A 22633-nucleotide genomic window follows, 5' to 3' on the forward strand; every position below is an offset into this window, starting at 1 on the left:
TTAAATTAAACTTTCAGGATCAACACCTAATTTTTTTAACATCTCTGCTAATTTCTGAGCTTTTTCATCAGATTTTAATCTTTTTCTTTCAGATTCTAACCTATTTCTTTCAGATTCTAACAGGTTTCTTTCAGATTCTAACCGTTGTTCTTCACTTTGTAGAATCCGTTCTTCCGGTGTTAAAAATCTTTTTCCCTGTTCATCAAACCAATATAACCATTGTCTAGTAATTCCTTGATAAGTTCCCTTTTCCCAACCAATTCCTAACCCTATTTCTGATAACCAAACGGGATTTCCTGGAATTAAAACATATTCACCATTGACTAATTGATAAACTTCCAAAGATGCTTGTTTACTTACTAAGGGATTATAAACTACATAATATAAGACCCCCAACTCTTTAGCATAGATATTTTTTTTAGTGCTATATTCGTTTCTATAGGTTTTAGAAACTACTTCTAATACTAAAGTTGGTAATTTTTTCTCTTCCCATAATACATAACTTCGACGTAATCTTTCATTAATAATTCTGGGAACACCAATACTTAAAAACCCATCTGGGACAATCGCAGGTTTATTTGTATCATAATAAACTCCCATGTCTACACCAAAAAACCAATCCCATCGCTGCGACCAGATTAAGGCTAAAATGCTTTCTAATAATCCTGGAATGAGATGCTGTAATTGATTATCCACTGGTGTGTCGTCAGAGTCGGGTAATTCTTCAGATGAAGGTAAACAATGTAATGGGTTATATTTTAGCATCAATAGTTCTCCTTAATTTATCAGAGATCAACGCCTAGCTGTTTTAACATTTCTGTTAATCTTTGGGTTTTTTCTTCAGCTTCTAATCTTTTTCTTTCTGATTCTAAACGTTGTTCTTCACTTTGCTGTATGCGTTCTTCTGGCGTTAAAAATCTTTTCCCAGTTTCATCAAACCAATACAACCATTCTCTGGTTATTCCTTGATAAGTTCCCTTTTCTGTTCCTATTCCTAAACCTATTTCCGGCATAAAAACAGGACTTCCTGATAATAATTGATATTCTCCATTTACTAACTTATAAACTTCTAAATGTTCTTTTCTCTTGCGTTGGGAATTATAAACCACATAATATAAAATTCCCAATTCTTTAGCATACATTTCTTTTTTAGTAGTATATTCTCCTCTATAGGTATGAGAAACTACTTCTAATACTAAAGTTGGTAATTTTTGCTCTTCCCACAGTACATAACTCCTACGTAGATCTTCATCAATAAATCTGGGAATACCAATGCTTAAAAAGCCATCTGGGACTATTGCAGGTTTATCTGGATCATAATATAATCCCATATCTACACCAAAAAACCAATCCCATCTTTGAGACCAGATTAAGGCTAAAATGCTTTCTAGTAATCCTGGAATGAGATGCTGTAATTGATTATCCACTGGTGTGTCGTCAGAGTCAGGTAATTCTTCAGATGAAGGTAAATAATGTAATGGGTTATATTTTAGCATCAATAGTTCTCCTTAATTTATCAGAGATCAACGCCTAACTGTTTTAACATTTCTGTTAATCTTTGGGCTTTTTCTTCAGCCTCTAACCTTTGTTTTTCTGATTCTAAAAATCCTCTTTGATATTGTAACCGTTGTTCTTCACTTTGTTGTATGCGTTCTTCTGGCGTTAAAAATCTTTTCCCAGTTTCATCAAACCAATATAACCATTCTCTGGTTATTCCTTGATAAGTGCCTTTTTCTGTTCCTATTCCTAAACCTATTTCCGGCATAAAAACAGGACTTCCTGATAATAATTGATATTCTCCATTTACTAACTTATAAATTTCTAAATGTTCTTTTCTCTTGCGTTGGGAATTATAAACCACATAATATAAAATTCCCAATTCTTTAGCATACATTTCTTTTTTAGTAGTATATTCTCCTCTATAGGTATGAGAAACTACTTCTAATACTAAAGTTGGTAATTTTTGCTCTTCCCACAGTACATAACTCCGACGTAGATTTTCATCAATAAATCTGGGAATACCAATGCTTAAAAAGCCATCTGGGACTATTGCAGGTTTATCTGGATCATAATATACTCCCATATCTACACCAAAAAACCAATCCCATCTTTGAGACCAGATTAAAGCTAACATGGCTTTTAATAAGCCGGGAATTAAATCTTGTAGTTCATTATCCACTGGTGTGTCGTCAGAGTCAGGTAATTCTTCAGATGAAGGTAAATAATGTAACGGGTTATAATTTAGCATGACTGATGCTACCAATTGTATTTCTAGTATAGTTCATATCCCCAGCTTTTACCAAGAATTAATAATTTACTTAGGAGGTAAAAAAAACAAGTTGGGAATATTTCATGATTGTTCAATAATCGCTTTTTCTTCCTCTGTTAACCCATATAAACGATAAATAATTTCATCAATTAACCAATCACATTGTTTAAGTTGCTTTTTGATTGGTAAGAGGGTATTTAAACTTGATTGATATTCTTTTTCTAAAATTTCCTGTTCTTTCCTAGTAGTAATATCAATTTTCAATTTTTTCTTATTTTTATTGAGGATTTCTATTAATTCATCAAGGGTTAAATGGTTATCTGACTGGGTTTCTTTATAATAATCACCTAAATAATTTTGAATTTTTGATTTATTGGTAAGATTATCTATGGGAGAACTGATAAATCTTTCTAACCATGTGATAAATCCTTTTATTTCTATTTGTTTTTGTTTATTTAATTCAATCATTTGTTCAGCTAAATATGCCAAAAAGTCATGAATGACATCGGCTTCTGATAGTTGCTGGTTGAGGTGGTGATCAATTTGGGTAAGTATGGTATCTGATTTATTATTGATTTGATATTGTTGGTAAAGGTTAATTGTGTTTTCTAGATATGCTTGGCGGTTTTCTGGGGAAGTTGTAAAGGAGATTTTACGAATAGGTAGCGGACGTAAATCATATAATTTAACTTGAGCAAAAGTTCTACCTTTTTCTCCTGTTTGACAACGATAAATATAAGTTAATAATTTGCTATTTAAAATAGAAATAATATACCAAGCAGAATAATTTGCATTTTTAACAATTGTTGTATGAATAGATTTAGAAGTGATAAATTGCTGATAATCTACTGATGCTTGAATTGAATCTGAAGTTTGACGGCTTATAATTTTAGTAGGTACAATATTTAGATCAAGATAAACAGCAACAACACTTTGAGAATTTTTATACTTTTCAAAATCATGAATTAAATAGTTATCGTGATATTCTATTGAATAACGATTTATATTTTCTCCTTTTAATAGTTGATAATCCTGTTGATTTTTTATTGTTCCATGATAAAATAATAATTCAGATAATGAACTTTTTTCTCCTCGATTTTGCCAGCCTACATTTTTCCACTTGTAATCTACTCCTGCATCATGACAAGTAGCTATTTCTGGTTCTAACTTTACACAAATATTAGCATTTTCAATTTTTGATATAATTGCATTAAAAGAACGCCAAGGATTTTCAGAATTTATCAAAATTTCCATGTCTTGCAGGGAAAAAGTTTGATTATCTTCATCCCAAATATCATACTTGGTTAGGTAATATAGCTGTTCAGTATCTACAATCTTTTTAAGAACAATAATCATTGTAATAACATCAGCATCATTAAAAACATTCTTGTTTCTAAAGTCTACAATATTAACTATTTCTGTAGAATTAGTAATAATTTTTCTAAAACCACTAAATTGGAATCCATCCAAACAAGTATTAGGAATAATAAATGATTGATATCCATACGATTTTGTAATATGTGTTGATAATACTATAAAATTAGTGTAAATTTCTGCTCTTCCACCTGTTTTCATCCCAGTCACAGTAATCAAATAATCTTTAGATTTCTTATCTAAAATATCTCCATAAGGAGGATTTCCAATCACAGCATCAAAACCAGGATTTTCTTTCCAACTTGCATTTTCTAAATCAATGAAAACCTCTGGAAATTCCAAATCCCAATGAAAAAACCGCTTTTCTTCAAATAACTTTCTCGCGTCTTCATATACCGCAATATCATCAGTATTCATATTTTCAGGGTTAGCATTAATCGCATTTATGCCATAAACCCGTAAAAAACGATCAGCTTGTTTCACACCAAAATATTTAGAAACATAAATATCTAATAACCGTTTATAAGGTTTTGCAGCTTTATCAAACTCCTTAAATAACCTTTCGCTAGTTTCCACTTCCGCAAAAGTTGCATCACTTAACGTACTTACACCGCGCATAATTTCCGCAGCAAGTAACAGCCCCACAAACGGACCAGTTAATAAACTTAACTGTCCACTTTCTTCCTTTTGCATTTTCGCTTCTGCTTTTCGCGCAGTCGTCCCAATAAGCGAGTTACCACAGCGTAAATGATGATCTAAAAAACTCAAAGGAGCGCCAATAGTAAAAGAATGTAACCATAAACTCACCTTTGCTAATTCTACCGCCATTGGGTTCAAATCCACACCATAAATACAGCGTTTCATGACCACCCGTTGCAAAAGTTGCGTGTCTTCTAACTTATTAACATCAATAGTAATTCCCTGCTGTTGCAAATTTCCTAAAATACTCTCGCGGGTTTGTTTCAACATCTCCAGAACTGGATTATGTTCGGGATATTCATTTAAAATAGTGATTAATTCATCAGTAAAATAATCAACAGCTTCTACTAAAAAATGTCCACTTCCCATAGCAGGATCACAAATTTTAATATCAAGTAGAGTATTTTGTGCCTTTCTTTCTAACCGTTGTAAATCTTTTTGTAAACCATTGCGGCTTTGTATTCCTAATCTACCATCTTGAAATTTTTCATGTAATTGGGTAATTTGCGTCATTAAATCAGCAAATCGTTGTTTTCTTTCTTCTAAAATTGGTTTGAGTGTGTGACTAACAATGTATTTTACAATATAATCTGGTGTATAATAAGAACCTGTAGCTTTACGTTCACCTTTATCATTTTCTAAATGTGCTTTTCCACTACTTTCATCTTCAATAACGACGCGATATTCTAATAAACCTTCATAAATTGAACCCAATTGTCGCACCCCTAAAAAGCTGTAATCAATAGGTAATTGTTCAAATCTGGCTAATTTATCCAAAGCTGATACTAAAACCGCATCAGATAATTGATATTGAGATAGAAAATAATTATCTGGATAATCTTTTTCATCTCCAACTTCATGAAAATCAAAATGAAATAACCCACCATTATAACGAGGTACTTCTAAAGCTGGATCACCTCTATCTACGATTTCAAATAAACCTAACAAACTCTTATATATTTTTGTAGAAGTTTGACTCCAAGTTTTTTCTTTATCAATACTTTCAGCTATTTCTTGAGTAATTTTAATTAAACTATAATCACGGTAAGCTGCGGTAATTGGTAACAGGTTTCTGGCTTCTGCATATAAGAGAAATAACAATTTATATAAAAATGACAAAGTAGCAGCATAAACTTGTTTTGATTCTACTGTTTTTCCCCGTCGCATTGCGTCTGCGACAAAACCTCCTGCTAAGTCAGGAAATATTTGCTCAAATACCAATTTTTTTAATTCGTTTCCTACTTGAGTTGCATAAGTTGTACTTCCTTCCCTGACTCTTTCTAGAAAGTTTTTATTGTAGTTATCTTTCTCAAAAGCTGCACTTCTAAAAAATAACCAGAAATATTTGAACTTTTCTAAATCTTCACTTTCTAATAATTCTACTAAATCAATAGGATAAAATTCCGTTGCGGTAGAAGATGCTTGACGATAATATAAACGCCATTCTCTACCATTAGTTAAAATTCCCCAATCAACATTTGTTCCTGTCAGATAACTAGAAATCTGAAAAGATGGATTTTCATTCTTGAAAATATCCCGTTTATCATTCGCAGAAACCTTACTTAACGGACGTTCCCAATATTTAGCTTCGGCTATTACTAATACTCTTTCATAAAAAGCAGTTTCATTATTTTGTAAAGTATAAGCTGTATCGCGTTCCTCTTCATTTGCAAACAAAGCATAATCAGGACGTTCTGCTCTACCTTTACCACGAGTAACAACTTGAGGAATATTTTTAAACCCTAAAATATCTAACACTCGTTTAATAAATACATCTTCAGTTTGTGCTTCATTGAGTGTAGGTAAAATCGCTTTTTTTGACAAATAGAGTTTATTTAGTTTCTCAAAATCTGAATTAATATCTAATTGCCATTCTAGACATTCTTGCAGACGATATTTTAAATAATGTTGAGAAAATAATGGTTTATTTAGATTTTTTGTATCTGTCATAATTCTCCCTATAAATAGTAAGGTGTGTTAGGCTTTAGCCGTAACGCACCATATTATATATGTTTAAGTAATTTATTCACATTTTTCTGACACACTTTCAGAGGGAACAGGGAACGGGCAATAGGGAACAGGAAAAACTCATGTTTAAAAACATGAGATTGAAATAATGACACTGTTTTTTTTCGGGCTACGCATCTTAAAAAACATCTTTTTTTTGACTGAGCTTTAAACTCAGCAACTTTTGTTTCTTATCTGTTCCCTGTTCCCTGTTCCCAGTTAAGAGTTCCCTTCTTGAGTAAATATACACTTAGTTAAAAACGGTGCGTTACGCTGCGCTAACGCACCCTACATGATTACAAAGTTTCTAAATCAATTCCTTTTGCTTGTAATTTGGCTAATAATTCCTGATATTGCCCAATAGCTATTTCTTTTCCATGACGTTCTTGTTCAGCACGTTGATATTCCTGTTCAGCACGTTGATATTCTTGTTCAACACGTTGATTAAGTTCCAAAGATGTGAGAAACTTTCTTCCGTCAGGATAATAAATTTCTAAATTATCAGGTGTAATTTGAAAACATATTCCCAATCTTGGACTTACCCAACCATTAATATCTTCGACAACTGTAAAAGCATCTTCCGCAAGTATAAATCCAGATAATTCTATAGTATCAGGATCATAAATATAATATTCTTCCACACCATAACGTTGATAAAAAAGCGATTTATTAATCATTTTGGGAGTACGATTTCCCGGTGATAAAATTTCAAAAACCACTTGGGGAGGAATATTATTTTCTTTCCATTGTTGATAAGAACCTCTATCTACTTTTGGTCTACCAAACACCACCATAACATCAGGTGCTTGACAAGTTTTGACACTTCCCTCGATAGGATACCAAAGTAAATCTCCAGCAATAAATACATCATCTCGTGATGCAAATAATATTTCTAAATTTTCTTTAATTTTAACAATCCATTGATATTGTTTCGTATTATCTGCCATTGGTTGACCGTCGCTGTCAGGATAGATGATTTCTGGTGCGCTTGCTGGTGCTAATTGCTGTACCATAGTGGATATCTCCAATAGGGATAGATTCCTATACTGCATTAATTATAATTGGTATCTAGTAAAAAAGAATGTCTTGACATTTCAGGGAACGTCTCCACAAAAAAACGGTTATGTAATTTTCTCAAAATATCTAATAATTTTCACTTAATATATAAAATTAAAGCAAAAGACAAATCCAAACAGACTCCATGCGTATTTCTCTAAACTGGTTAAAAGAACTCGTAGAAATCAAACTCACCCCCGAAGAACTAGCGGAAACATTGACAATGGCAGGGTTTGAAGTAGAAGATATAGAAGATCGTCGCACTTGGGCTGATGGTGTAGTTGTGGGACGAGTCCTAGAACGTCAACCACACCCTAACGCAGACAAATTGAGCGTTTGCACAGTAGATATTGGTGCTGCTGAGACTGTAAATATTGTCTGCGGTGCTGGGAACGTCCGCGCAGATATCTATGTTCCCGTAGCCACCACAGGAACTTATTTACCCAACATTGATTTAAAAATCAAACCTGCAAAACTGCGTGGTGTTCCCTCCAATGGGATGATATGTTCTTTAAAAGAACTGGGTTTACCCACTGATATTGACGGTATTCATATCTTCCCTGAAGAAAATATGGTTTTGGGTAGTGACGTGCGTCCCCTGTTGGGTTTGGAAGATGTAATTTTAGATGTCACCGCTACCGCTAACCGTGCTGACGCGTTATCTATGGTGGGTATTGCGCGGGAAGTTGCAGCTTTAACTGGGGGAAAATTATCAATTCCCCAAATTGCAGAAGTGGAAAATAGCAAAACTGCAAAAAATCTCACTTTAAAAATTTCTGAAACCCAAGCCTGTCCCGCTTATATTGGTACTGTTGTCGAACAAATAAAAATTGCCCCTTCTCCTGAATGGTTACAACAGCGGTTACGGGCTGCGGGAGTCAGACCAATTAATAATGTCGTAGATATCACAAACTACGTTTTATTAGAAAGAGGACAACCTCTCCACGCTTTCGACAAAGAGCGTTTACAATCTGTAGCTGGAACAGAAAATTTAACAATTGGTGTGCGGTTTGCAGAAACGGTCGAAACTTTAAAAACCTTAGATGGAAATAACCGCACTTTATCCACCCAAAACTTATTAATTACCGCTGGTAATCAAGCAGTGGCTTTAGCAGGTGTTATGGGTGGTGAAGAAACAGAAGTTCATGAAGGTACACAAAGTTTAGTTTTAGAAGCTGCAATATTTGATTCTGTCGCTATTCGGCGTTCTTCTCGCAGTGTGGGGTTAAGAAGTGAGGCTTCTGGCAGATATGAAAGAGGCGTAAATCGCGCAGAATTAGAAATAGCTTGTAACCGCGCGTTAGCTTTAATTAGTGAATTAGCAGCCGGGGTAATTGTTCAGCAAGAAATTTCTGATTCTCGTCCTGATACTTCTACCTGGTCCCATTCTATTAGCCTGCGTTTAGATAAAGTTAATGAAGTCCTAGGCCCCATTGAATTAGGAGCGGAAACAGGAGAACTACAACCAGAAGATGTAGAAAAAATTCTCACCGCTTTAGGCTGTGAATTGGTAAAAACTAATGACCGGAATTGGATAGTAAAAGTACCTCCCTATCGTTACCGAGATTTAGAACGGGAAATTGATTTAATTGAAGAAATTGCTCGTTTATATGGTTATGATAAATTCTGTGATACTTTACCAGAAAAATCTGAAGCTGGTTATCTATCTTTCGATCAAGAATTAATTCGCAGGTTACGCAGTTATTTACGGGCTGAAGGTTTGACAGAATTAATTCATTATTCTTTGGTCAAACCAGGGGAAGATAAACAGATTGTTTTAAGTAACCCTTTATTTGCCGAATATTCAGCATTGCGAACTGATTTAATTTCTGGTTTAATTGATGCTTTTCAATACAATATAGCCCAGGGAAATGGAGCATTAAATGGTTTTGAAATCGGGCGCGTTTTCTGGCGCGAAGAAGATGGTTTAGAAGAAGCAGAAATGCTGGCTGGGATTATCGGTGGTGATATAACTTCTGGTAAATGGTCACGGGGTGGTAAGGAAGAACCATCAACTTGGTTTGAAGCCAAAGGTATTTTAGAAAGTGTCTTTAAACAACTGAAATTAGTGGTAGAATTTCAACCCGAAAATAGAGATTCTCGCTTACATCCTGGACGCACAGCTTCATTGTGGGTAAAGGGTAAGAGACTAGGGACATTTGGACAAGTTCACCCCCAATTACGCCGCGAAAAAGATTTACCAGAAGCCGTTTATGTGTTTCAATTGGATTTAGATACCCTGTTAGATGCTTGGGATCATGATGATTTACTAGTTCCCAAATTCAGTTCCTATTCTACCTATCCAGCCAGTGATCGGGATTTGGCATTTTTTGCCCCGATAAAGGTGACAGTTTCTGAACTGGAAAAGGTGATTAATAAAGCTGGGAAGGGGTTATTAAATTCGGTGGAATTATTTGATGAATATCGCGGTGAACACGTTCCCACAGGACAACGCAGTTTAGCCTTTCGTTTAGTTTATCGTGCAAGCGATCGCACTCTCACGGAAAATGAAATTGAACCAGTTCATGATCAAGTAAGGACAGCTTTAGTTGAGAAATTTGGTGTTAGTCTCAGAAGTTAATTAATTAATAATTGATCTGGGCTATTTCATTCTTATTTAACCCGCTTCAGAATGAATTCTGATAGCTTGCGTGGCGAAGCCATGTCTCATAGCAAAAGTCGTCTCAAGACGACTAAAGGAAAGTTTATAGTCCGTTTTAACGGACTTGAATTATTAGCCCTGAACTATGGCTTACGCCACGCTACGCTATCAGTTCTGGGCGGATTATGTTGAGAATGAAATAGCCCTGAATAATTGATAATTAACATTATTAATTATCAATTAAATTGTATATTTATGTGCTTTTGAAAATCGCGCACAAGGTCTGTTGACACCATAGTTGATTTTTAATTACTATTAATATTGTCTCATAGCCCTTTTAAAATTGCGGCGAAATCTTCTATTAACGCAAAATAAAACAGGCCATAGCGACGTAAGTTTGATCCGATTAGACAGAGTTTTATGATAAGTAGTCCACCCAAACCCATACCAAAATTTCCAACCATAACCAAGATAAACTATTAAATAAATAGGTATGACGAAAACCAGTAATTTAATCATGAATGCACCATCTTTACTTGTTTACTTGTTTACTTATTTACTCACTTACGTATTCACGCATATTAATTTATATATCACGTATTTATGATTTTGAATAATTTTTTTTGTATTTTTACGTACTAAACTGGTCTGTATTTGTCATAACGCCTAGTATCACGTTATTCATAATCCACTATGGTTAATTAGTACAGTGCGTCAGTTCTAAAAGCATAAAAGTTGACAATTTTATGTATTAAAAGTGTTAAAATGACAATACTTAAAAGAAAAAATCACCAAGTCTGGTAGAATTTTCCTGAAATAGTCAAAAATTCAGATAAAGTTGCTGTATTCTCCTAACAAATATCAATAACAAATAATTATGACAAAATACATTCTATGGGGAAGCTATTGCGAAGACGTTTTAAGCAAACGTGAACCCTATCGTCAAGCCCATTTAGCTGGATTAGCCAAACAGAAAGAATCTGGGATTTTGATTACCATTGGCCCCACAAAAGATGTAACTCAAGTTTTTGCCCTTTACGAAGCCCAAGACGAAAACACCGTTCGTCAATTAGTAGAATCAGATCCCTATTGGCAAAACGGCATTTGGACAGAGTATTTTGTTAAAGAATGGATTCAGGCTTTTTAAGAGGATGAATGAACAAGTCCTGGATGATGTATCAAATATTTATTACCGCCCTTAATCCCCCTTTGATAAGGCTACGGTGTACACACAAGTGATCTGATGACTATTATTTCTTAAATTACCCCACCCTAACCCTCCCCTTGTAAAGGGGAGGGGACTTGATTTTCCGGTTTCCCCCAAATACATCGGGGGGATTAAGGGGGGTAATTTAACTTGTGTGTACACCGGAGAATGTGTTGGGGAGGGAACTAATTTTTCCGATTTCCCCCATTTCCAAGGCTACGGTGTACACACAAGTGATAGAATCGCTATTATTTCTCAAATTACCCCGCCCTAACCCTTTAGTGCCTTTTGAAAATTGCGACGATAGGATGGATTAGCTAAAAATAAAGCAGGCCATAGCACAGCCAAACCGATACGATTAAATAAAGTTTGATTAAAATTAGTTCTGCCAAATCCAGTTGAGAATTTCCATACACCACCGATGTAAACTACAATTAGGCCAAAAATAAGTAAATTCATGATAACTATAGCTCCTATTTGATTTTTGAACGAAACTCAGTATTCCTTTATTCCTTCTTTCCCTGTTCCGGTGTTCCCTACCTCTATGAGTAGGCTCACCGAATCAAACCGGATTCCTATATCAACTTCCTTAATTACTGATCTTATATTATATTAATATTGAATTTTGAATTATTTTAACAGATATTTCTAGCGGAAGTTCCTTAAATCCTAATATCTGTATGAGACTAAAGGAAGAAAAACATCATAATTTTAGTCAAGTTCAGGAGGATTTATGCGTGCAGTCTTAATGGCAGGTGGTTCGGGAACGCGATTACGTCCTTTGACTTGCGATTTACCCAAACCAATGGTGCCGATCTTAAATCGTCCCATTGCTGAACACATTATCAATCTCCTCAAAAGACATCAGATTTATGAAGTAATTGCTACATTGCATTATTTACCAGATGTTCTGCGTGATTACTTCCAAGATGGTGGTGATTTTGGCATACAAATGACCTATGCAGTTGAAGAAGATCAACCATTGGGAACAGCAGGTTGTGTCAAAAATATCGCTGAACTGTTGGATGAAACTTTTTTAGTTATTAGCGGTGATAGTATCACAGACTTTGATCTGACTGCGGCTATTGAATTTCATAAACAAAAACAATCAAAAGCTACTTTAATTTTAACCCGTGTGCCTAACCCTATTGAATTTGGGGTAGTAATTACAGATAAAGAAGGACGCATTAACCGATTTTTAGAAAAACCTTCCACCAGTGAAATTTTTTCTGATACCGTCAACACTGGCACTTATATTTTAGAACCAGAAGTTTTAGACTATTTACCAGAACATACGGAATGCGACTTTTCTAAAGATTTATTTCCCTTATTACTAGATAAAAACGAGCCGATTTATGGTTATGTTGCCGACGGATATTGGTGTGATGTGGGTCATTTGGATGCATACAGAGAAGCCCAATATGATGCTTTGGATAGGAAAGTCAAGCTAGAGGTGGCTTATCCAGAAATCGCTCCCGGTTTATGGGTAGGACAAAATACTTATATTGATCCTACAGCCAAGATTGAAAGCCCAGCGGTAATTGGTAGCAATTGCCGCATTGGGGCGCGGGTACAAATTGAAGATGGAACGGTGATTGGTGATAATGTAACAATTGGTGCTGATGCTCATTTGAAGCGGCCAATTATTTGGAATGGGGCAATTATTGGGGAAGAAGCCCATTTATCAGCTTGCGTAATTGCCCGTGGAACTCGTGTAGATAGACGCGCCCATGTCTTAGAAGCGGCTGTAGTGGGTTCCCTGTCTACAGTAGGAGAAGAGGCGCAAATTAGCCCTGGGGTGAGGGTGTGGCCCAGTAAAAAGATTGAGTCCGGGGCTATTTTAAATATTAATTTGATTTGGGGAAATACTGCCCAACGGAATTTATTTGGACAGCGGGGGGTACAGGGATTAGCAAATATTGATATTACCCCAGAGTTTGCAGTGAAGTTGGGGGCGGCTTATGGTTCAACTTTGAAACCTGGTTCAATGGTGACAGTTTCCCGTGACCAACGCAATGTTTCGCGGATGGTGACACGTTCTTTAATTGCTGGTTTAATGTCTGTAGGTGTGGATGTCCAAAACCTAGATACTACAGCTATTCCCATCGCTCGAACTGTGATCCCCACAATGTCAGTAGCTGGGGGTATTCATGTCCGCGTTCACCCAGAACGCCGCGATTATATCTTAATTGAATTTATGGATATTAAGGGAATTAATATCTCTAAAGCCCAAGAAAAGAAAATTGAAGGGGCGTATTTTAAAGAAGATATGCGGCGTTCTCAAAGTCATGAAATTGGTGATGTTGTATATTCTAGCCAATTAATGGATTGCTATGGCAAGGCTTTTGAAAAGTTATTGAATGTGGACACTCTGCGTAATAGTCGGGCAAAGGTGGTAATTGACTATGTTTACGCGGTGTCTGGGGCAGTTTTACCGCAAATGCTGGATAAATTTGGGGCTGATGCAGTGGTGCTAAATGCTAGTGTGAATAAAACGGCAATTTCTAACACTGACAGGGAAGGACTGCTAACTCAATTAGGCCACGTGGTGGAAGCGGTAAATGCTAATTTTGGGGTGCAAGTATCCGCTAATGGGGAACAACTGATTTTAGTTGATGAATCGGGTTTTTCTATTCGCGGGGAAATGCTGACGGCATTGATGGTGGATATGATGTTAACTGCTAATCCTAGAAGTTCCGTAGTTGTCCCGGTTCATGCTTCTAGTGCGGTGGAATTAGTCGCCCATCGTCATGATGGTAAGGTGATTCGCACTAAGGCTAATCCAACGGCTTTAATGGAAGCTTGTCAGAAAAATCCCAATGTGGTTTTAGGTGGTAGTGGTGAAACTGGATTTATTTTCCCCCAACTACATCCAGGTTTTGATTCCATGTTCTGTATTGCCAAGCTGATCGAAATGTTAACCATTCAAGAGCGATCGCTGGCAACCGTGCGTTCGGAATTACCCCGTGTGATTCATCGCACCTATACAGTCCGCTGTCCTTGGACGGCTAAGGGGGCGCTCATGCGGTATTTGGTAGAAACTCACCCCGCCCAAAATTTGGAATTAATTGATGGTGTGAAAATCCGTCAACCCTATGATGACAATTGGCTGTTAGTTTTACCAGATGCCAGTGAGCCGCTAGTTCATCTCTATGTTAACAGTAGCGATCGGGATTGGGTTGACGAAACCCTCAAAGACTACCGCGCCCGTGTCCAGTATTTTGTGGAACGAGAACAGGAAAATTACCGATTAGATATGTAAGAAGATACCAAAAAATAAATGATCCAATCTTGTGGGATGGGCATCTTGCCCGTCCTTGATTATGAGCAGGGAATATGTGCGTTACATTTCATTAACGCACCCTACAAGCTTTTTGTGATTAGGGACGGGTAGAATTAATTGTTAAAAATAGCCTGGTTTTGAAGCCAATCTTTACCCACTTGAATAGTAATATCTGAACCAATATTACCAGTGCTTTCTACGCGCACTTCCCCAAATCCCAACAAACTCCGCACTGATTCCGCGCTATCTCCATCTCCTTGTTGTGCCACAATATGGGTTGTATCTAAAGGTTGTCCCCAGGGTTTAGAGAAAAAGATATTGGTATATCCGGCTTTTTCCAATGATTTAATTAGAGGGCGTAACTGAGAGCGGTCGCCTCCTGTACTATCTTGAATAGCTACACGTAGACGACTAGGATCACTGGACGATGTTTCTGCCGTCTTGGCTTCTAAACCAAAGTGCTGTGTCATTAATTTAGCAATATTCCGCCCATCTGGAACCCAGTAGCTGGCATCAAACTCATGATTTTCGCTAAAGCGCCCAGGTAGCATTAACATTTGCATATTCGAGCGATTGATTTTTGAGCCAAAACCAGTTAGTGCTACTAATTCCTCGACAGATAAGTTAGTATCAATATTTTCTTTAACAACATTGAGAATATCTGGTAATCGGGTGATGGTTGTCGGGTTCAGAGTTTGTTCAATTAAGGACCGCAATACCATTTGCTGGCGCTGAATGCGACCAATATCGCCCAGTTCATCATGACGATAGCGCAGTAATTGCAACGCTTGTTCACCATTGAGATGTTGTTGACCCGCTTTTAAATTGATGTATAAATGCTGGGAATCATCCCGATATTTCATATTTTTGGGGACATAGATATTCACTCCCCCCAAAGCTTCAATTAGCTTACTAACGCCCAAAACATTAATACGGACGTAACGATCAATTCCTACCCCACCCAAAAGATTACTAACGCTTTTCGCAGTTAAAGCCGGACCCCCCTCCGCATTAGCAGCATTAATTTTCTTCACCCCATGGCCTTCAATTTCTGTGCGGGTATCTCTAGGCACAGAAAGCATGACTATTTTCTTTGTCTCTGGATCAAATTTGATCAACAGCATCACATCAGAAAGACCGTCAAAAGAATTAATTTGCGGATGATATCTCAGATTTTTAGTTTCGGCAGGTGCGTTTTGTACGTCTGGAGGTAGCACACTCATACCCAGTAGGAGGATATTAACAGGGCGAGTCAGTTGGGAAAATTGTAACCCATTACCAGAAATACTATCGCCATCAAATACCGCCTCTTCCTGAGGACTGAGTTGAGCTTGTTGCAAAGGCGTACTTTCCCAAGAAACCGCCAATAGCGCCCCAGCAATTCCTGATACTATGGCAATCCCCCCCATACCCACCGCAAACCATAGCCACCGTTTCGATTTTGATGGGCGAGACTTTTTCCCTTTACCCTGATTATATTTAGCTTTTGCGGCTCTTTGTTGTGCTGCTGATGTTTTTTGACTAGTCACAGACTTCCTCTCACCTACGATTTTAAATAAACTCAATTTGCCGACTCAACATATCTAAGACAAATCAGACTATAATAGCCAACTCCTCATCAGTTTGCTATATAAAACTTCTAAATTTCAGGATTCACTGAGTTAGGAGAAAGAAGAATTACCAATTATCATTCTTCTACTTACGCCATACTCGTTCCGCTAAGTTACTAAATCCTGGTAAACGGGAAGATTTGCCTTGAATAATCCGAAAAATTAACCACACACTTACTAAAAAATAACCAGAAGTCAAGAAACTATTCAGGATTAACAAGCGCAGTGTCAAAAAATCTGTTGCCGCCCCAGTAGTTAACAATAGATAACCTGACATCCATATAAAAGCTAAGGTAATAGACAAACGACTGACTGTCAGTTGTTCCCGGCTACCCTGATGCTGGTACAGAGTCCAAAGTGAGGGAAAAAAGCCGACAATGGGAATCAAATATAAAATGAGTTGTGTTTTTGATATGTCTGTATCTTTTGGGGGCAAGTTATTCATAGTGGTTGATGTGATCATAAACTAGAGATGGTAAATAATAGTTATTAAATTAGAGATATAGAAATCTTAAACGATTCCTAAACAATAATAACTAGTGTAGGGTGGGCAATGCCCACCTTATGTGGGTTTTAATCAGCAATACTCACTCTACCTACAGTATGGCTACGCCACCCAAGCTATCAAAAATCAAATAGGAGTCCTATAATAACCTAAGTTACCCATGAGGCAAGGGGCAATTGTCAACTTCAATTACCCATTACCAGCCTCAATGGGATTGATACTCTGTACAGAAGAAATCGCCTGAGTTCTATAGTGTAATTATTTAAAAATGCAGACACGCAAGCTACTCAATTGGTGGCAAACACTGACACCTATAGCCAGATTTTTAGCGATCGCCCTACTTGCGCCCCTATTAGTTCTTAATGGTTGGGCTATTGCCGCAATTTTCAATTATTTTCATTCCCTGATTGTTATTTTAGTCGGCGCTTCCGTATTAGCATTTCTCCTCAGCTACCCCGTGAGTTGGATGGAAAATCACGGAGCAAAACGAGAACAAGTAGCCATCTTGGTATTTTTGTTAGCATTATCCATTTTATTAGCTCTAGGTGTCACCCTGTTTCCTCTCGCCCTGACTCAAGCCCAACAACTGGTAGCACGTCTACCAGAATTAATTGATTCAGGACGTTCTCAATTAATGATCCTCAATGAAAAAGCAGAAGGTGCCGGTTTACCAATCAATCTTGATGCTTTAGCTGCACAGATCAATGATCGCGTCAAAGGACAATTACAGGCGATCGCCGGACAGGTACTAAATTTAGCTGTCATAACTGTTACCAGTTTGCTAGATTTCCTCCTGACAATGGTATTAACCTTTTATTTATTACAACATGGTGGAGAACTTTGGCAAAGTTTAGTAGAATGGCTACCCGCTAAATTTCGTAATCCCTTTTCTCAAACAGTCCGTTTAAGCTTTCAAAACTTTTTTATCACCCAATTAATCTTATCAACCTGTATGGCTTCAGCCCTGATTCCCACCTTTTTGTGGCTGAAAGTTCCCTTTGGTCTATTATTTGGGTTAACTATTGGCATCATGGCACTTATCCCCTTTGGTGGTTCTGTGGGTATCGCCCTGACAACCACTTTAGTTTCACTTCAAGACGTTTCTATGGGAGTGAGAGTATTAATAGCTGCCGTAATAGTGCAGCAAATTCTCGAAAATCTGATTGCACCTCGCATTTTAGGAAGTTTTACGGGTTTGAACCCCGTTTGGATTTTAATTTCTGTCTTAACTGGAGCGAGAGTTGGCGGACTTTTAGGAGTAATTGTTGCTGTCCCCTGCGCTGTTGTCATTAAAAGCATCATCAGTGCCATTCGTCCCTCAGCGCTTAATCTTGATACACAAGACTCTTCTTTAATAGAAAATAATAATTCCTTGAATATTCCTCAAATCAACTTGTAACAGGAGTTAGCAGTAAGGTGGGCAATGCCCACCGGATATTTCCAAAATCCAATATTATTTCTATCTAAGTAGGTAAACAGAAAAAATTAAAGGTATATGACGAAATGTAAATTCAATGAATGCCTTGCAAATACGTCGTTTCACGGTTTTCACAAAACTAAACATATATCGTTTTTATTATGTTTACTTTGTTAAGAGACTTTCAAATAAAAAAATATCCCAAAATTTCTTGTGGTGCAGGCATCTTGCCTGCTCATAATATGAGGAGGGAGCAGATGCCCATCCCACAAGATTGGATAGCGTAGAACTAGTGCCGCTGCAAGCAGTTTATTTTTTTGTGGAGTTCTCTAAATCAAAATTCCCGCAATTCCCGCAGTAATAAAACCCGCCAATAATCCGCCAATCATTGTCCTTACACCCATCCGGGCTAAGTCTTGTTGGCGGTTAGGTGCTATTCCTGTCATTCCACCAATAGTAATTCCAATTGAGCCAATATTAGCAAAATTACATAAAGCATAAGTCGCAATAATTGCTGAACGTTGAGAAATTTCTTGTTTCTTAATCAATTGTCCTAAATCCAAATAGGCGATAAATTCATTAAGAATCGTCTTTTTACCCAATAATGCCCCAACTTGTCCACAGTCAGCCCAAGGTATACCCATCAACCAGGCTACAGGAAACATAATAAAAGATAACATCCATTCTAGTGATAATTGCGGACAACCTACAAAAGTTCCTAACCAACTTAAACTAGCATTAACAGCGGCCAATAAACTCAAAAAAGCAATGATGATTACCCCAACGTTAACTGCTAATTTTACGCCATCAATTGCCCCAGAAGTCGCAGCATCAATAACATTAACATAATTATTCTTGATATCTATATTGATTTTTCCAGTAGTTTCCGATACTTCTGTTTCTGGATACATTATTTTTGATACTATCAAGGCAACGGGAGAAGTCATAAAAAAAGCAGCAATTAAATGTTCTGGGGGAATCCCAAAGGACAAATAAGCACCTAGTACACCTCCAGCAATGGTAGCAAAACCACCAGTCATGACAGCGTGTAATTCAGATTGCGTCATACTTGCTACATAGGGTTTGACCATGAGTGCTGCTTCTGTTGGTCCTAAGAAGATATTTCCAGCACAGGATAAAGATTCCGAACCCGATGTTTTCATGGTTTTCATCATTAACCATGCTAGGACATTGACAACTCTTTGCAAAATGCCATAGTAGTACAGAACACTAATAAATGATGAGAAAAAGATAATTGTGGGCAGAATTTGAAATGCAAAAAGATGATCTTTGAAGTTTTCACCAAAGACAAATTTTGCACCGACATCAGAAAATGCTAAAAAATTACCAACTATATTTCCTAATGATTTAAATACATTCAAACCCCAAGAAGTTTTGAGAATGACTACAGCCAGTATAAATTCTAACCCTAATCCCCAGGCGACTGTTCGCCAACGCACACCATGACGGTTAACAGAAAGGGCGTAGGATATACCGATAAAAACGCAGATACCTAGAAATGAAATAGCGCGTTCCATGTTTGATATTTTGTTTCAATATTTTTGGCGAATACGCTTGAGAATAACTTAATTTGAGATTACTATTCCTTTGCTACCGGAAGAATATAGATTAAATGAACCACGTATCCCTGACGGGACCGGCTACGGTGTACACACAAGTCTTCTAGAGTTGCCCCACAACGTTTAGATCCCCCCAACCCCCCTTAAAAAGGGGGGCTAAATTCTTCAAAGTCCCCCTTTTTAAGGGGGATTTAGGGGGATCGGATCACGTTTAGCATCCTGTCTAGAGATGTGTGTACACCGTAGGACGGGACCGGAGGGATATAGGAGCGAAGAACGCGAAGGAAGAGGGAAGAAGGAAGAAGATAAGACAGGATATTTGCTGGTTTTATGACCGTAAATATAAAAAAATAATTAAAAAGATACAAAAATTAAATAAATTGTTATTACAGAACTATGCAAATGGGAATAAAGAGTGTATATTAGTTTCAACTTCAGTATACCGAAAGATTTATAGTCTACCAATTATGGGATGCCCCGGGTTCACAGCAAAAATGAACCTGGGGTATCTGTATTTTAGCTTAATCAGCAGAAGCCCCACGTCTCATTCTTAGGAGCGTGGGATGAATGCACGTGAGTTGAGTTGCGTAGCCCAAATTGTATTTGAGCGTAGCGAAAACAAAGAAGGCTACAGCGACGAAACGTAGCTTGCTTCTCGCCCTGCGAGTACAAAATATTGATTTTATGTGATTATGACCAGAGTAGGTGTAGTCCAATTAAATGCTCCAAATGCAGCCTACAAAACAAAAAACAAATCTCAAAACCAAAGAACCGTGGGGCGCACGGTCTAGGGGCGTATTGCTATACGCCCCTACGTTAATGTCCGGATTAGGAGTCACGCTCGTTGCCCACACTCACCTGAAAGGGAGTGTGTGGAGTACGTCACGGTCTGCTCATTGGTGTCAACTTAAGTTAAAAATAGTTTATCTGTTGGCTTCTGCACCCGCCCAGAAATGAATTTCAGGGCTAATAACCAAAGTAAACTAAAGTTTACTAAAGATTTTTTGGGATATTTAGTCATCTTTAGATGACTTGAGCTATTCTAAGCAAGTTTGTCCAAGTCCAAAGGTGGTTTTGTGTCCTGTTCTACTGTAATTCCCACTTAGGCAAAATCTTAACAGAACACATCCAGTTATTGAAGAATTAGTTGACACTCTCAGCACTAAAGTGACTGAGCTTGACGCATACCGAGTAATCTTGTCATACCAAATTTTTAATTGTTTATCTCCAACCAAGCCACCGTAAGCAAGGGACAATTAGGTAATGGCTTATACTCAGGGAGAAACTAATTAAAATACTCACCAAGCTAAAAAAACCTATGGGTGAAAATACATCAAACCCGTGAGGTTGACTGGAAAAATGGAATAAATGTAGTTTCAATCCTAAACGCACGAAAATAGCTATCAAGTTAGCGCTACCTAAACCAGCAACAACAGCGTAAGCTATTTGATGACTGCGAAGACCTAAACCGAGGGTTAAGAGGGGAAGTGATATTAAAATCCATGTTACCAAGCTTTCCGCAGGATTCTGACTAGTGATGAATTGACAAGCTATCCACCCTAAACTATAACCAATTAAGCCCATTGAAGCTGTGATCAGAAAACGGCGCTTTTGTTCAAAACAGCCTGATAAGGTGAGTCCCCAACCTGTTCCTAAACCTGCAAAACCATAAACTATACTTTCGGCTGCTATATAAGGTTGCTTTTCGACTAATGTTGGTAATTGATATGCTAGTAATTCTAACCAGCGATCGCCTAAACTAGTATGGTAAGCCAGGAAAAAGCCCATTATTGTCCCGATTCCCGCACAGATACTAGTCAGAGTCATGACCCAAATAGTCGCCAAACAAGCTGATAAAAATTTGAATATTCCCTGAATTATAAATAAAGTAGTATTAGTTACAGCTTGAGTAAGTTCTGTTACTGATTTTATTGCAGATTTACCTGTTTTACTCAATAAACCTTCCCGTGGAGATGGGGCTGAAATACTTAGTAACCGTTTATGAATAATGGCTGCATTGGCTGGACGTAATTGCACATCATCTTCTACCATTTCATCCAGTAAATCTGCTAATTCTGGTTTAATTTGTCGGTAATTACGCCAGCGCAATTTCCCAGTCAAACCATCTTCCAATTCCGACGGATACTTGGCCGTAAGTAATTGAATCATTGTCCGTCCTAAGGCATAAAAATCTGCGGTTGGTCCAATATTTCCGCCGCGAACTTGTTCTTGAGGACTATAGCCGGAAGAATACAAGCGTGTAGAGGTGGAATGCGATAGCGAAGCGCGACCTAGGAATCGCAAACCTGAACCACTAAATTGTTTAGCACCGCCAAAATCAATTAGTACCAATTGATCACTTTTGGCAGGGTTTACGGGTGTGGAAGTCCGCAACATTAAATTAGAAGGTTTAATGTCCCGGTGAATAATTTGGCGTTTATGTAATTCCTGCAAAATCAACATGGCTTGAATAAACCAACCTACCACTAAATCTTCTGCACAACCTTGAGGAGAATTAATTAATACTTCTTCTAATGTGTAGCCATTGATTTTTTCCATCACCAAACAGGGTAATTGATCAGGTTTAGGATTAATCAAGTTAACTTCAAAATAACCATCAGCATCAACTTTAGGCACGCCAAGGCTACGGAAACTACTTAAAACTTCCGCTTCTTGAATGAACAATTCCAGAGCCTTGGGTGCAGTCTCTACCAGCACCTTTAGCACTTTTTCCGTCTGTGTCTTTTCATCCCAAATCGCGTAAATTTGGGCAAATCCTCCCGCACCTAGCGGTTTAATAGCGAAATAGCGATCTAACAGATGCAGCGGTGCGCCACAACTGTTACAGAATTTGTTTCCCCAGGGTTGAGGATAGGGACGTTGACAATGAGGATTTATGCAGTAAATTGCACTCTGAGTTATCTGGGTCAAAACCACGAAAATACAAAGGCTGGATCGATTTTAGCGTCTATTTTGCTTTAGTTGTAGATATTCCTGTGAATCAGAGATAAAAGTTTTACATTC

The 22633-nt window shown here is 37.4% G+C and carries 15 protein-coding genes; 5 read left to right on the forward strand and 10 right to left on the reverse strand.

The features are described 5' to 3' along the window. From EZY12_13005 to EZY12_13025, 5 genes are all read right to left on the reverse strand, one after another. On the reverse strand, window positions 1-765 hold the full coding sequence (locus EZY12_13005) for a Uma2 family endonuclease (GenBank protein QSX70386.1): 765 nt from the start codon (window positions 763-765) through the stop codon (window positions 1-3). Window positions 766-785: 20 nt separating this feature from the next. Beyond that, a complete protein-coding gene (locus tag EZY12_13010; GenBank protein ID QSX70387.1) occupies window positions 786-1496 on the reverse strand; it encodes a Uma2 family endonuclease in 711 nt (236 codons plus the stop codon). A 20-nt stretch (window positions 1497-1516) separates the two neighbouring features. Continuing rightward, window positions 1517-2248 (reverse strand): Uma2 family endonuclease, encoded by a 732-nt coding sequence (locus tag EZY12_13015; GenBank protein QSX70388.1) that lies wholly within the window; start codon window positions 2246-2248, stop codon window positions 1517-1519. A 102-nt stretch (window positions 2249-2350) separates the two neighbouring features. Next, window positions 2351-6292 (reverse strand): Eco57I restriction-modification methylase domain-containing protein, encoded by a 3942-nt coding sequence (locus tag EZY12_13020; protein QSX70389.1) that lies wholly within the window; start codon window positions 6290-6292, stop codon window positions 2351-2353. Between the two features lie 353 nt (window positions 6293-6645). Next, window positions 6646-7362: a Uma2 family endonuclease gene (locus tag EZY12_13025; protein ID QSX70390.1), complete on the reverse strand. Its 717-nt coding sequence runs from the start codon at window positions 7360-7362 to the stop codon at window positions 6646-6648. 188 nt (window positions 7363-7550) lie between these two features. On the opposite strand from EZY12_13025, the gene EZY12_13030 reads away from it, so the two are divergent. From EZY12_13030 to EZY12_13040, 3 genes are all read left to right on the forward strand, one after another. Beyond that, window positions 7551-9986 (forward strand): phenylalanine--tRNA ligase subunit beta, encoded by a 2436-nt coding sequence (locus tag EZY12_13030; GenBank protein ID QSX70391.1) that lies wholly within the window; start codon window positions 7551-7553, stop codon window positions 9984-9986. Between the two features lie 51 nt (window positions 9987-10037). Then, window positions 10038-10199: a hypothetical protein gene (locus EZY12_13035; GenBank protein QSX70392.1), complete on the forward strand. Its 162-nt coding sequence runs from the start codon at window positions 10038-10040 to the stop codon at window positions 10197-10199. 685 nt (window positions 10200-10884) lie between these two features. Continuing rightward, window positions 10885-11154 (forward strand): YciI family protein, encoded by a 270-nt coding sequence (locus tag EZY12_13040; protein QSX70393.1) that lies wholly within the window; start codon window positions 10885-10887, stop codon window positions 11152-11154. A 330-nt stretch (window positions 11155-11484) separates the two neighbouring features. Here EZY12_13040 and EZY12_13045 read toward each other — a convergent pair whose 3' ends face one another. Then, window positions 11485-11673: a hypothetical protein gene (locus EZY12_13045; GenBank protein ID QSX70394.1), complete on the reverse strand. Its 189-nt coding sequence runs from the start codon at window positions 11671-11673 to the stop codon at window positions 11485-11487. A gap of 274 nt (window positions 11674-11947) precedes the next feature. Between EZY12_13045 and EZY12_13050 the strand changes: the two genes are divergently transcribed. Beyond that, window positions 11948-14476 (forward strand): mannose-1-phosphate guanyltransferase, encoded by a 2529-nt coding sequence (locus EZY12_13050; GenBank protein ID QSX70395.1) that lies wholly within the window; start codon window positions 11948-11950, stop codon window positions 14474-14476. Between the two features lie 134 nt (window positions 14477-14610). On the opposite strand, the gene EZY12_13055 is transcribed toward EZY12_13050, so the two are convergent. Beyond that, the gene (locus EZY12_13055) at window positions 14611-16026 is read right to left on the reverse strand and encodes an LCP family protein (protein QSX70396.1); all 1416 of its coding nucleotides are present in this window, start codon (window positions 16024-16026) and stop codon (window positions 14611-14613) included. Window positions 16027-16192: 166 nt separating this feature from the next. Then, window positions 16193-16552: a hypothetical protein gene (locus EZY12_13060; GenBank protein ID QSX70397.1), complete on the reverse strand. Its 360-nt coding sequence runs from the start codon at window positions 16550-16552 to the stop codon at window positions 16193-16195. Window positions 16553-16880: 328 nt separating this feature from the next. Here EZY12_13060 and EZY12_13065 point away from each other — a divergent pair, with 328 nt between their 5' ends. Continuing rightward, complete coding sequence (locus EZY12_13065) at window positions 16881-18011, forward strand: AI-2E family transporter (protein QSX70398.1); 1131 nt, start codon at window positions 16881-16883, stop codon at window positions 18009-18011. A gap of 347 nt (window positions 18012-18358) precedes the next feature. On the opposite strand, the gene EZY12_13070 is transcribed toward EZY12_13065, so the two are convergent. Continuing rightward, a complete protein-coding gene (locus tag EZY12_13070) occupies window positions 18359-19567 on the reverse strand; it encodes a NupC/NupG family nucleoside CNT transporter (GenBank protein ID QSX70399.1) in 1209 nt (402 codons plus the stop codon). A 1263-nt stretch (window positions 19568-20830) separates the two neighbouring features. Continuing rightward, window positions 20831-22540: a protein kinase gene (locus EZY12_13075; GenBank protein ID QSX70400.1), complete on the reverse strand. Its 1710-nt coding sequence runs from the start codon at window positions 22538-22540 to the stop codon at window positions 20831-20833. Between the last annotated feature and the right edge of the window lie 93 nt (window positions 22541-22633).

The organism is Dolichospermum sp. DET69 (assembly GCA_017355425.1).
Lineage (GTDB): Bacteria > Cyanobacteriota > Cyanobacteriia > Cyanobacteriales > Nostocaceae > Dolichospermum.